The sequence below is a fragment of the Gilliamella sp. genome (assembly GCF_024104075.1).
Taxonomy (GTDB): Bacteria; Pseudomonadota; Gammaproteobacteria; order Enterobacterales; family Orbaceae; genus Gilliamella; species Gilliamella bombi.
Window position 1 is genome coordinate 1 of sequence record NZ_JAGGHR010000046.1, and the last position, 12,916, is coordinate 12,916.

The following is a 12,916-nucleotide window of genomic DNA, read 5'->3' on the forward strand; positions in this document are numbered from 1 at the left end:
ATTGTCCACTTTGTTCAGCTTGATCCGTTTTAGGTTTTTAGTCAGGTTTAACCTGTGTCAGTATGAGCTTAACGGATTGGTTTTAATGCCTTAAATAAAATAATAAAACGCTAGTTGATGGCTCCAATTTAAGCTAAATTAGGTATATAATTTGAAAAAACAATAAATGGGATCGGTAATGACTAGTCAAAATAGTGTGAGTTCTATTTCTGTTTCACATCTTTTAGAAGCTAAACCAGCTTTTTGTTGTCAGTTAGATGGTAAAGGCAAAGCGCTACCACTTAATGAACAGAGTAAACCTTCAATTTCACAACCATTTTGGATTCATTTAGATTTTGCTAAACAAGAAACCATCAATTGGGTAAATAATACAAATCTAGTTCCAGATTTGATTAAAAATGAATTGCTAAAACCTAAGCAAATATCCAAGGAAATTCGTTTTGAGTCTGGTGTTTTAGTGGTTTTAAAAGGTGTTAATTTTGTTCCCAATGAGCTTCCCGATCCTATTGTTACCTTTCGTTTTTATATAACTGATAACATGATTATTTCAACACGGCATCAACAAATTTCGGCTATTGCTGAATTAAAGGATCATCTAGAAAAGGGCATTGGTCCTGTAGATGTGGCGGATTGGTTGATTCAAATGTCTGATTTAATTAGTGATCAAGTTAATTTATCTTTTGATAGTGTTCACAATAAAATCATTAAGTTAGAGGAATCTGTTTTAAACCAACGTATCTTTTCTTATAAAGAAATTGGTCGAGTTCGTAAACAGTTGATCGTCTTACGCCGATTGTTATCACCACAACGCGATATTTTTGTAAAAATTTCGACTGAAAGAATATCGTGGATTGACGATAACGATCGCCAACGCTTGCATGATATTTCCTATCAACAAAATCATTATGTATCTGATATTGATAGCTGTTTATTAAGAATAGCTTCAATTATGGAACAAATTAATAGCTTCTTGGCTGAATCAACCAATAAAAGAATCTATTTAATGTCACTCTTTACCATAATTTTTACACCCATTACGTTTTTAACCAGTTTGCTTGGTGTCAATTTAGCAGGCATTCCTTTTAGTAGTGAAGGTTGGTCTTTTGTAGGGTTAATATTATTGCTTGTTATTATTTGTGTTATTTCAGTTATTTGGCTTAAATACAAAAAATGGTGGTAATAAAGCATCTTTAAAAATGGATGAAAATTTATGAATGTTTATAAAGTTGGGTATAAGGATATAATTGACTTTTTATTTAAAACCATAAAATTAATACTGATTCAAACTTATCTTGTTTGAAATTTTAATGAATAATTATTCTTATGCAACCTAATCAATCTTATCGTTTATTTATTGCCGAAAAGCCCAGCTTAGCAAGGGCTATCGCTGACGTATTACCTAAACCTCTTCAAAAAGGTAATGGTTTTATTAAAGCGAGTAATGGTGATGTGGTTAGTTGGTGTATTGGTCATCTCCTTGAGCAAGCCACGCCAGAAGTTTATGATCAGCGATATAAAAAGTGGGCAATTAACGATTTACCCATAGTGCCTGAAAAATGGATATTAATGCCTAAAGGCAATACAGAAAAACAATTTAATATTTTGGTAAATTTGATTAAGTCAGCAGAGCAAATAGTACATGCTGGTGACCCAGATAGGGAAGGGCAGTTACTAGTTGATGAAATTTTAAATTATTGCCAATTATCGCCAGATAAGCGCAAAGCAATTCAACGCTGTTTAATTAGTGATTTGAATGCCAGCGCTGTTGAAAAATCATTGCAACAATTACGCAACAATCAAGATTTTATTCCTTTATCAACTTCGGCATTAGCAAGGGCTAGAGCCGATTGGCTATATGGAATTAATATGAGTCGTCTTTGTACCATTGTTGGTCAAAAAAACGGTTATCGGGGGGTTTTATCAATTGGGCGAGTACAAACCCCTATTTTAGGGTTAGTGGTTAGGCGAGATTTAGAGATAGAGCAATTTGTACCTAAACCATTTTATGAAGTTTTTGCAGTGCTACAAACCAAAGATAATGAAATATTTAAAGCTAAATGGCAACCCAGCGAAGCTTGCTCGCCTTATCAGGACGAAGAAGGACGTGTTTTAGTTAAAAAATTGGCCGAAAATGTTTGTCAGCGTATTAATAAGCAATCAGGCACAATTGATAAAGTTAGTAATAAAAAGAAAGAACTTGCGCCACCAATGCCATTTAATTTATCGGCACTGCAAATTGAGATGGCTAAAAAAAATGGGCTAAGTGCCCAAGATGTGCTTGATATTTGCCAATCGTTATATGAAAAACACAAATTAATTACTTATCCAAGATCAGACTGTCGCTTTTTGCCAGAAGAACACTTAAAACAAATTACAGGTGTAAAGTCTGCCATTGAAAATAATTGTCCAGAACTACAAACCGCAATTAATAATGCTGATTATACTTTACGCACTAAAGCTTGGAATGACAAAAAAGTGGAAGCACATCACGCTATTATTCCAACGTTGCGTAAAGCTAAAATGGAAAACTTAACTGACAACGAAAAGGCGGTTTATCAAGTTGTGGCAACGCAATATTTAGCTCAATTTTATCCAGCATATAAATATGCTGAATTGCAAATTGATGTAGATATTCAAGGCGGAAAATTTATTTCTAAAGCTAACCAAATGCTTGATGAAGGTTGGAAAGTTTTATTTAGAACTAAAAACCATCAATCCCCAACCGATATGAATGACAATGAAAGTAATGGTTTATTAACTAAATTAGTTAAAAAGGGTGAAACCGTGCAATGCATTGATACTGAACTGGTTAGCAAAGAAACTCAGCCACCAAGACAATTTACTGACGCAACACTGTTGTCTGCGATGACGGGGATTGCCAGATTTGTTAAAGATCCCGAAATCAAAAAAATACTGCGTGAAACTGATGGTTTAGGTACAGAAGCAACAAGGGCAGGTATTATTGAATTGTTATTTAAACGTCAATTTTTAATTCGTCAAGGCAAAGCAATTCGCTCAACCGAGGTGGGTAAAAATCTGATTTTATCACTACCAGATATAATGTCGATGCCAGACATGACCGCCCATTGGGAATTGCAATTAAACGAAATTAGCAAAAAAGAGTTTTCGTACCAACAATTTATGTATCAACTTAATTTATCACTGTTAGATCTTGTTAATCAGTTAAAGAATGCAAGGTTGAATATTCAAGGTTAATATCTATATAAAAAACAGGATGAAATTTACTAATACTGTTCATTCTGTTTATTAATATAGCCATACTAATTAAATAATAATTTTAAGTGCTTTTTCTTTTTTGTTATTTTTATAACTCGATCAAATATCAGCATATATTAATAATATTATCCAAGTTAGCCGTTTTGAGTACATTTTTCTTAAATAAATGTGATAAAAGAAATCACAAAATAATTACCAAATTGGACTGATTATTATGGAGTAATTCAGATAGTTCCCTTTAAAATATTTACGTTAGTTAATAGGGTAGCGATTGTATATTCTATTAGATAATAGGGTTATCAATTTTATATAAAGTGAAGATGAAAACGGCGATAAGTGCCGTTTTTCAACAACTGTATTTATTTTTTCGTGATATAGGTTGACTTCTAATCCTTAAAGGAGTATAAAGAGCCCGCCTTTTGAGCTTTTCTTCCTTTTTTAGCTATTATGGAAGTTAAAAACGAGGGTGAAGGGAAGTTGAAATATAAAGTGAAGAGTTCAATTTACAGGAGAAATATGGACACTCAATCGGGTCACCCCAAGACTAGGGGAGACAAATTTAAACACATCATTATCGGTTAATGAACCTGTCTAAATAACCATTTTTTCAGTTCACAAACCGAAATTGATAAAACGGTAACGGTGAACGATATGTATTTTTTTACACGCTATCACACAAATTCAAAACACCAATGCGCGCAAAGTTTAATGGTGCGTGTTTTACATCTTTCAGAAAAACATTTAGAACCACCGAGTTGTATCTAAATTCTTAATTAATTCTGTTTGCTAATCAAATTTAATGCTCAGCCCAAGCTATAAGAAATAGCTTTATAGGCTACTTTTGTTATGCACTAAATTTTAGTTAATCACAAAATTTAATTATTTATTGTTATTTAGTAACAATAAATTGGCCTACTTTTGCCAAAATTATGAATATAGGTACTTATGATGACAAAAAATACATCAAAAACTAAAGCACAAAATAGTGTAGATATTAAAGCTATCAACGAAGCTCAAAGCAGTCTTGATAGTATTTTAGCTAAATTTCAATCCAGCCTTTCAGGATTAACACAAGAAAGTGCAAAGTCGAGAATTGAAACATATGGAAAAAATGAAGTTGCACGCGAAAAGGTACCATCAGTTTTAGTACAACTATTAATGGCGTTTAATAATCCATTTATATTTGTATTATTAGCGTTAGCTATTGTCAGTTTTGTGACTGATTTTTGGTTACCTTTGCAAAATGGTGAAGAGACAGATTTAACCAGTATTATCATTATTCTAACTATGGTATCACTGAGTGGATTATTGCGTTTTTGGCAGGAATTTAGATCGAACAAAGCGGCTGAGGCGTTAAAATCGATGATTCGTACAACAGCAACGGTGCTAAGACGTGCGCATAAAGATATGAGCCCAGAACGTATTGAAATTCCATTAAGTGAAATTGTTCCTGGGGATATTGTTTACTTGTCGGCTGGAGACATGATCCCGGCAGATATTCGATTGATTGAATCTCGGGATTTATTTGTTAGCCAAGCCGTATTAACAGGCGAATCGATTCCTGTTGAAAAGTACGACACATTAGGTGCTGTAACACAAAAAACATCCGATAATATCGAAACATCAAACATCAACAAAGATAATTTGCTTGATGTTAATAACATTTGTTATATGGGAACCAACGTTGTTAGTGGAACCGCCACAGCCATTGTTGTTGCAACAGGAGGGGATACTCATTTTGGCTCATTGGCAAAATCAATTGTAGGATCTCGTGCTGAAACTTCGTTTGATCGCGGTGTTAATAGCGTTAGCTGGTTGCTTATTCGCTTTATGCTAATTATGGTGCCAATTGTATTTTTTATTAATGGTTTTTCAAAAAATGATTGGGGCGATGCTGCACTTTTTGCATTAGCCGTGGCCGTTGGCTTGACGCCTGAAATGTTACCAATGATAGTGAGCGCTAATCTAGCAAAAGGCGCTGTTGGTATGGCAAAACGTAAAGTGGTTGTTAAAAGACTTAACGCAATCCAAAATTTTGGGGCGATGGATATTTTATGTACTGACAAAACGGGGACATTAACACAAGATAAAATTATTTTAGAGCATCACCTTGATATAAAAGGTCAAGTCGATTCATCTGTTTTGGAACTTGCATGGCTTAATAGTTATTATCAAAGCGGCATGAAAAACTTGATGGATAAAGCGATTATTCGTTTTGCCGAAGAAAAGACCAGCATGAAAAAGGTTGGTGTTAGCTTATACAAAAAAATTGATGAATTACCATTTGATTTTGTACGCCGACGTTTATCGGTGGTGGTACAAAATGGTGATGATAACCATTTGATGATTTGTAAAGGCGCAGTTGAAGAAATGCTGTCTATTGCCAGTTACGTTTGTGAAAATGACGAATATTTACCATTAAACGATGAACGTAAACAAGCTTTGATCGCATTAGCACATGAATATAATAAAGAAGGTTTTAGAGTATTAGCCGTTGGAGTAAAAAACATTCCGGCAAGTGAAACAAAACCACAATACACCGTGCAGGACGAAACTGCTCTCGCCATTCGTGGCTTTTTAACTTTTTTAGATCCACCAAAAGAAAGCGCATTTGAAGCTATTTCGGCATTGAATGAGCATGGTGTGGGCGTTAAAGTTTTAACTGGTGATAACGAAATCATCACCATTAAAGTTTGCCGAGAAGTTGGTTTAGAACCAGGCACGCCATTACTTGGCACTGAAATTGAAAAAATGGATGATGTCGAGCTAAAAAAACAGATCGAACAGCACACTATTTTTGCAAAATTAACGCCGCTGCAAAAATCGCGAATTATTCGGTTGTTGCAAGATAATGGACATACAGTTGGTTTTTTAGGCGATGGTATTAACGATGCACCAGCACTTCGCGATGCAGATGTAGGGATTTCGGTCGATACTGCAACCGACATCGCTAAAGAATCTGCTGATATTATTTTACTTGAAAAAAGCTTAATGGTTTTAGAAGAAGGTGTAATATGTGGCCGCGAGACCTTTGGCAATATCATGAAATATCTAAACATGACAGCAAGTTCTAATTTTGGCAATATTTTTTCAGTATTGGTTGCTAGTGCGTTTCTACCATTTTTACCTATGCTAGCGATACATTTACTTATTCAAAACTTATTGTATGATATTTCACAACTCTCATTGCCATGGGACAAAATGGACAATGAATTTTTACAAAAACCACGTAAATGGAATGCGTTAAATATTAGACGTTTTATGATTTGGATTGGGCCTACATCGTCTATTTTTGATATCACAACTTATGCATTAATGTGGTTTGTATTTAGTGCTAATAGTGTTGAAGCTCAATCACTATTTCATTCAGGATGGTTTATTGAAGGGTTATTATCGCAAACTTTGGTTGTGCACATGCTAAGAACACAAAAAATTCCATTTGTGCAAAGCACGGCGGCATTTCCTGTTATTGTGATGACTTTGTTAGTTATGGTGATTGGTATTTATATTCCATTTTCTCCACTAAGTGGGTTAATTGGACTACAACCATTACCGTGGTCATACTTTCCATGGCTATTAGCAACTCTATTTAGCTATTGCTGCGTTGCACAATTAATGAAACGTATCTATATCAAACGTTTTGGACAATGGTTTTAATTAACTAATAACAGCTAAGTGATACTAATATCGCTTAGCTAATTTAAGAAGTATTTATTTAAAAAATACTAAAAATCAAAATGTTAAATATAAAATAATAACAAAGGAAATAATCTATGAAAACACCACATAAAAATTTAATTATGCTAATTAAAAGCCGAAAACAAAAAAAGCTCAAGCAAAATTAAGCCATTAAATATAAAATAGTTAGCGCAAGGATTTTAAGTTAACACACAATAAAAAACCCCAATTATTGGGGTTTTTGTTTAATTGTTTATTAGTTTGAAATAAAACGATTAATTAAAATAATTACAAGTTGTAGGTAATTAAAAGTTTAGATAATTTCAGACGCTTTTTTTAGAATTTCATGAATTTCATCTTTAATTTTAAGTTTCTGTTTTTTTAATGCCTCTATCGTTTCAGCGGTATTGACAATAATTCCAGATTCAATATTTTTAATTTTTTGGTCGAGCTCATTATGTTGGTCGAATAATTTTTGAAAATGTAAATCGGTATTTTTTAATTTGGAAATTAATTCTCGATATTCTGGAAACATAGTGCCTCCTTATATGGGCTAGTTAGAATAATAACAATAGCAGCTATTGCTAATTCAGAATACAATATTATGTGTAGTTTTAATAGAAAAATTGTTTTAATAACCAAATATATTTTTATAACAAAACTGTTTTTATTGCAGAGTAAAAAACAACAAGGGAGTTATTCCATGAGTGAGTCGATTGTAGTTGCCAAAAGTCATGGTAAAGATTTATCAATTATTGCTGCATTAGCTAATCGTCATGGTTTAATTACTGGCGCAACTGGTACAGGTAAAACAGTGACATTACAAAAAATGGCAGAAGGTTTTTCAAAAATAGGTGTACCTGTCTTTCTTGCTGATGTTAAAGGCGACCTAACTGGGATTGGTGAAAAGGGCAAATTAACTGAAAAACTACAAGCTCGTTTAGCGAGTATTGAAGTTAATAATTGGCAAGCAGACTCGTCACCCATTGAATTATGGGATGTATTTGCTGAAAAAGGAATCCCCGTTCGTAGCACTGTGTCAGATATAGGACCTATTTTGCTTGGACGGTTACTCGATTTAAATAACGTTCAAGCAGGGGTTTTACAGTTAGTATTTAAAATTGCTGATGATAACAATTTATTATTAATTGATTTTAAAGATCTTCGAGCATTAATTCAATTTGTTGGCGATAACGCTAAAAAATTTACTACACAATATGGAAACATTTCGTTATCGTCAATTGGCGCAATTCAACGTGGATTGTTAACTCTTGAACAACAAGGTGCCGAATTTTTCCTTGGTGAACCAATGCTTAACATTCAAGATTTAATGCAAGTTAATCCTAAAGGTTACGGTATAATTAACATCTTATCGGCCGAAAAGTTATATAACTCGCCAAAATTATATTCAGTCTTTTTATTGTGGTTATTGTCAGAACTTTTTGAGCATTTGCCAGAAGTAGGTGATCTTGATAAGCCGAAACTTGTCTTCTTTTTTGACGAAGCTCACTTACTTTTTAATAACATTTCGCCTGCATTATTAGAAAAAATAGAACAAGTGGTGCGTTTAATTCGCTCTAAAGGGGGCGGGGTTTATTTTTCTTCTCAGAATCCGAGTGATATTCCTGATACAGTTTTAGGGCAATTAGGCAATCGTGTGCAACATGCCTTACGCGCATTTACCCCAAAAGATCAAAAAGCTGTAAAAGTGGCTGCCCAAACTATGCGTGCCAATCCAAGTTTTGATACTGAAAAAGCAATAATGGAATTAGGCGTTGGCGAAGCTCTTATCTCGTTTCTAGATGAAAAAGGCAGTCCAAACATGGTTGAACGTGGTTATATTATTGCACCGAGTTCAAAAATGGGACCTATGTTGCCAGAAGATCAATTAACTATTATTCGCCAATCATGTTTTTACAACAAATACGCACAAACCATAGATCGACAATCCGCTTATGAAATACTGAAAAATGGATTTTCGTTAAATAACCAATCCGATCAAAACAGCAATGGTAGCGATATAAAAAGAGACGATGATAAAAATAATAAACAAAATAATGGTGGATTGCTAAATTTTTTAAGCACACTACTTTTTGGTACTAAGGGGCCAAGAGGTGGACAACATGATGGTATCACCCAAAAAATAGCTAAAAGCGCAACAAGGCAAGTTGTTAATCAAATCGGTAAACAGATCACCCGTGGTATATTAGGTGGTTTAAAAAAATAACCAAAACGAAGTTATTACTTAAAAAGTCAGCAAAATAGGAGTATTTTAATGTTAAAAATGTTCATAGAATGGTATAAAAAACGCTTTAGCGATCCGCATGTTGTTTCGCTAATGGCTGTTATTGTTGGCTTATTTGTTATTATCTATTTTTTCAATAAAATTCTTCTACCGGTTTTAATTGCGATTGTACTATCTTATTTACTTGATAGACCGGTTAACTATCTACATAAAAAAAACATACCAAGAACACTGGCAGTTGTAATGGTGTTACTGCTTTTTTTAATGATTGTATTAGTTGGATTTATGATTTTATTACCATTAATTTGGCAACAAAGCATTAGCTTAATCACTAATATTCCAAACATGCTAAATTTTGCAAACAACTTTTTAACCACCTTGCCTGAACACTACCCTGAACTAATTGATGTTGGCTTATTCGACTCGATCATCCAAGGTATTACCAACAAAGTTGTGCAAACTGGTAATTCGTTATTGCAATTTTCCATTGTGTCTTTATTAGGGCTAGTATCTGTTGCAATTAATGGGGTATTAGTGCCCATAATGATGTTTTTTTTATTAAAGGACAAAACAAAAATATGGGGATACTGTTCAAAAATCTTGCCTAAGAACCGTACAATTTTGAACAAAGTTGCTGCTGAAATGGATATGCAAATATCCAATTATATAGTAGGCAATGTACTACATATAATTATTTTATCCATTTGTGTCTATATTCCTTTTTGGTATTTTGGTTTAGATTATGGACTTTTATTAGCAGTGCTTGTTGGATTATCTGTATTAGTGCCTTACGTTGGTATTATTATTTCAAGTATTCCGGTTGTATTAATTGCTCTATTTCAATGGGGATTAAGCGCACAATTTGGTTATTTATTGTTTTTCTATGTATTAATACAAGCATTAGATGGTAATTTATTGGTACCTTGCTTATTTTCTGAAAAACTTAATTTACATCCATTAGTTATTATTTTAGCGGTAATTGTGTTTGGTGGTTTATGGGGATTTTGGGGAATATTTTTTGCAATACCTTTGGCTACATTGGTTAAAGCAATTATAAATGCATGGCCAAAATCAGACGAATTAAATACTATCAATAGCGAAGTAAAAGCAGATTAATGGTTAATCTGCTTTTAATCAGAACTATTTGCTGTGTTTTTTAAGATAGTCTAAAACTACTTCGTGATGGTTAGCGGTTTTGAAATCATCAAACACTTTTTCGATTTTACCGTCTTTGCCAATTAAAAAGCTTATACGGTGAATCCCATCGTAGGTTTTTCCCATAAACTCTTTTTCGCCCCAAGTACCAAATGCTTGAGCAACTTCATGATTTTCGTCAGATAGCAGCGTAAAATTTAACAGCTCTTTTTCGATAAATCGAGATAACTTCTCAGGTTTATCGGTACTTATACCAAGGATCACCACATTATATTTTTTGAACTCATCAGAACAATCTCGCAAATTACATGCTTGCACAGTGCAACCAGGTGTCATCGCTTTTGGGTAAAAATAAATTAAAACACGTTTGCCTTTAAAGTCATTTAAGCCTACAAGCTCTCCATCTTGGTCTGGCAACGAAAACTGAGGTGCTTTTTCACCTTCTTTAAGTGGATTAACCATATGATTATTACCTATTTTAATAGTTTAATTTTTAATTGGAAATATAAAAAGTGCCATACATCTAAACTAAGTTATTAAAAAAACGACTTGCTGCATCAATGGTATGATTGATCTCTTTATCTGTGTGCTTAAGTGACATGAAACCAGCTTCGAAAGCTGACGGTGCAAAATAAACACCTTCATTTAGCATATGATGATAGAATTTCTTAAATAATTCAACATTACACTGCATCACATCTTGATAAGTGGTTACTTCAGAAGCAGTTGTAAAGAATAATCCAAACATCCCTCCTACATAATTCAACACTAACGGCACATTATGCTTTTTAGCTACCGATAATAAACCATCAGCAAGCGATGCGGTTTTATCTTTTAACTCTTGATAGATTCCAACTTCCATTAACTTGGTTAACGTTGTGTAACCCGCTGCCATTGCAACGGGGTTACCTGAAAGCGTTCCAGCTTGGTATATTGGACCAGTTGGTGCTAATTGCATCATAATATCTGCACGACCACCAAACGCTCCAACAGGCATACCTCCACCAATAATTTTGCCTAAACAAGTTAAATCGGGCACAACATCATAATAATCTTGAGCTCCGCCCAGTGCGACTCGAAAGCCTGTCATCACTTCGTCAATGATTAATAACGTACCATACTTATCGCAAAGTGCTCGTAAACCGTGCAGAAACTCTTTTTGAGCTGGCACGCAATTCATATTGCCCGCAACTGGCTCAATAATGATGGCGGCAATTTGGTCGGGATATTGCTCAAATTGTTTTTTAACCGATTCTAAATTATTATAATCACAAACTAATGTATGCTTAACAAAATCATCAGGTACACCTGGTGAAGTTGGGTGACCAAAAGTAAGGGCACCAGACCCCGCTTTAACTAACAAATAATCAGCATGACCATGATAACAGCCTTCAAATTTAATAATCTTATCACGTCCAGTAAAACCACGTGCAACACGGATGGCACTCATGGTTGCTTCAGTTCCCGAATTTACCATACGCACCATTTCAATTGAAGGCATTAATTGAGTGACCAAATTAGCAACTTTGGTTTCAATTTCGGTTGGTGCTCCATAACTCAAACCGTTATGAACAGCGTTAATTACCGCATTGGCTACATCGGGGTCATTGTGTCCAAGGATCATCGGCCCCCAAGAACCAACATAATCAATATAGGCTCTTTCGTCCACATCATAAATATACGCACCGTTTGCACGCTCGATAAATAAAGGTGAACCACCAACGCCATTAAAGGCGCGAACAGGCGAATTAACGCCACCAGGCATAACTGATTGAGCCTGATGATAAAGTTTTTCTGATTTGAAATTGTTTAGCATAATCGAGATAATCTCTCTAGAAAATTTTGTTGTATTTATTCATAAAATCAAAATAAATTCAAGCTAACTATGAGAAATTTATTTAATAGAAGTTTTCTATTTTGTATTTTCATTTAGCAAAGGTATATAATGCAAAGATCAATATATTAGGAGAAGAATATGAGCGATGCTTTACCGATTAACTTTACTGATGCTGCAGCCAACAAAGTAAAATCATTAGTCACTGAAGAAGAGAACCCAAACCTAAAATTAAGGGTGTATATAACAGGCGGTGGTTGTAGTGGATTTCAGTATGGTTTTACTTTCGATGAAAAGGTAAACGAAGATGACTTAGCTATTGAAAAAAATGGTGTATCTTTAGTTATCGATCCCATGAGCTTACAATATCTAGTTGGCGGCACTATCGATTATGTAGAAGGTTTACAAGGCTCTCGTTTTGTGGTTGATAATCCCAATGCAACAACAACATGCGGTTGCGGTTCATCTTTCAGTGTTTAAGCCATATTTAAGTTTTAAAAATACCAATAACGTTATGGGAAGATAATAAACCATAACTTTAACTTTAATTTTTATAGAAAGATTAATAAAAGCCATAAAAAGTGACAAACATTGAGCAGTTAAACAATAATTTTTAATTTTTAGTTGACGGCAAAATTAAGATGGGTAAAATGCACAGCATTCGAAACGCAATTACCTTTTGGTAATAAGTTTTGAGCCCGGGTGGTGAAATCGGTAGACACAAGGGATTTAAAATCCCTCGGCCTTTTTGGCCGTGCGAGTTCAAG

The 12,916-nt window shown here is 34.1% G+C and carries 9 protein-coding genes; 6 read left to right on the top strand and 3 right to left on the bottom strand.

The window, feature by feature from the left end; genetic code table 11:
* Positions 1-178 precede the first annotated feature (178 nt).
* From zntB to mgtA, 3 genes are all read left to right on the top strand, one after another.
* Positions 179-1,180 carry a zinc transporter ZntB gene (zntB, locus tag J6569_RS10300; RefSeq protein WP_051634328.1) on the top strand — a complete coding sequence of 334 codons (1,002 nt, stop codon included), beginning with the start codon at positions 179-181 and terminating at the stop codon, positions 1,178-1,180.
* Between the two features lie 143 nt (positions 1,181-1,323).
* Complete coding sequence (locus J6569_RS10305) at positions 1,324-3,216, top strand: DNA topoisomerase III (protein ID WP_296318391.1); 1,893 nt, start codon at positions 1,324-1,326, stop codon at positions 3,214-3,216.
* A gap of 969 nt (positions 3,217-4,185) precedes the next feature.
* Positions 4,186-6,894 (top strand): magnesium-translocating P-type ATPase, encoded by a 2,709-nt coding sequence (mgtA, locus tag J6569_RS10310; protein ID WP_366941272.1) that lies wholly within the window; start codon positions 4,186-4,188, stop codon positions 6,892-6,894.
* Positions 6,895-7,228: 334 nt separating this feature from the next.
* On the opposite strand, the gene J6569_RS10315 is transcribed toward mgtA, so the two are convergent.
* Positions 7,229-7,450 (bottom strand): YdcH family protein, encoded by a 222-nt coding sequence (locus J6569_RS10315; protein ID WP_296300086.1) that lies wholly within the window; start codon positions 7,448-7,450, stop codon positions 7,229-7,231.
* Between the two features lie 168 nt (positions 7,451-7,618).
* Between J6569_RS10315 and J6569_RS10320 the strand changes: the two genes are divergently transcribed.
* Together J6569_RS10320 and J6569_RS10325 are read left to right on the top strand one after the other, a co-directional pair.
* Positions 7,619-9,142: a helicase HerA-like domain-containing protein gene (locus J6569_RS10320; protein WP_296318393.1), complete on the top strand. Its 1,524-nt coding sequence runs from the start codon at positions 7,619-7,621 to the stop codon at positions 9,140-9,142.
* Positions 9,143-9,190: 48 nt separating this feature from the next.
* Positions 9,191-10,276, top strand: coding sequence for an AI-2E family transporter (locus J6569_RS10325; RefSeq protein WP_174798563.1), 1,086 nt, complete (start codon positions 9,191-9,193; stop codon positions 10,274-10,276).
* A 24-nt stretch (positions 10,277-10,300) separates the two neighbouring features.
* Here J6569_RS10325 and bcp read toward each other — a convergent pair whose 3' ends face one another.
* Positions 10,301-10,777 carry a thioredoxin-dependent thiol peroxidase gene (gene bcp, locus J6569_RS10330; protein ID WP_065559949.1) on the bottom strand — a complete coding sequence of 159 codons (477 nt, stop codon included), beginning with the start codon at positions 10,775-10,777 and terminating at the stop codon, positions 10,301-10,303.
* 61 nt (positions 10,778-10,838) lie between these two features.
* Positions 10,839-12,131, bottom strand: coding sequence for a glutamate-1-semialdehyde 2,1-aminomutase (gene hemL, locus J6569_RS10335; RefSeq protein WP_296318394.1), 1,293 nt, complete (start codon positions 12,129-12,131; stop codon positions 10,839-10,841).
* 159 nt (positions 12,132-12,290) lie between these two features.
* Here hemL and erpA point away from each other — a divergent pair, with 159 nt between their 5' ends.
* Entirely contained in the window at positions 12,291-12,629 is a 339-nt protein-coding gene (gene erpA / locus J6569_RS10340) for an iron-sulfur cluster insertion protein ErpA (RefSeq protein WP_034914816.1), read from the top strand.
* The last annotated feature ends 287 nt before the right edge of the window (positions 12,630-12,916 follow it).

Bases quoted from the DNA above. Each gene is read 5' to 3' on its own strand.
- bcp (WP_065559949.1), bottom strand. From the start codon at position 10,777: ATGGTTAATCCACTTAAAGAAGGTGAAAAAGCACCTCAGTTTTCGTTG.
- J6569_RS10320 (WP_296318393.1), top strand. From the start codon at position 7,619: ATGAGTGAGTCGATTGTAGTTGCCAAAAGTCATGGTAAAGATTTATCA.
- J6569_RS10305 (WP_296318391.1), top strand. From the start codon at position 1,324: ATGCAACCTAATCAATCTTATCGTTTATTTATTGCCGAAAAGCCCAGC.
- zntB (WP_051634328.1), top strand. From the start codon at position 179: ATGACTAGTCAAAATAGTGTGAGTTCTATTTCTGTTTCACATCTTTTA.
- hemL (WP_296318394.1), bottom strand. From the start codon at position 12,131: ATGCTAAACAATTTCAAATCAGAAAAACTTTATCATCAGGCTCAATCA.
- erpA (WP_034914816.1), top strand. From the start codon at position 12,291: ATGAGCGATGCTTTACCGATTAACTTTACTGATGCTGCAGCCAACAAA.
- J6569_RS10325 (WP_174798563.1), top strand. From the start codon at position 9,191: ATGTTAAAAATGTTCATAGAATGGTATAAAAAACGCTTTAGCGATCCG.
- J6569_RS10315 (WP_296300086.1), bottom strand. From the start codon at position 7,450: ATGTTTCCAGAATATCGAGAATTAATTTCCAAATTAAAAAATACCGAT.
- mgtA (WP_366941272.1), top strand. From the start codon at position 4,186: ATGACAAAAAATACATCAAAAACTAAAGCACAAAATAGTGTAGATATT.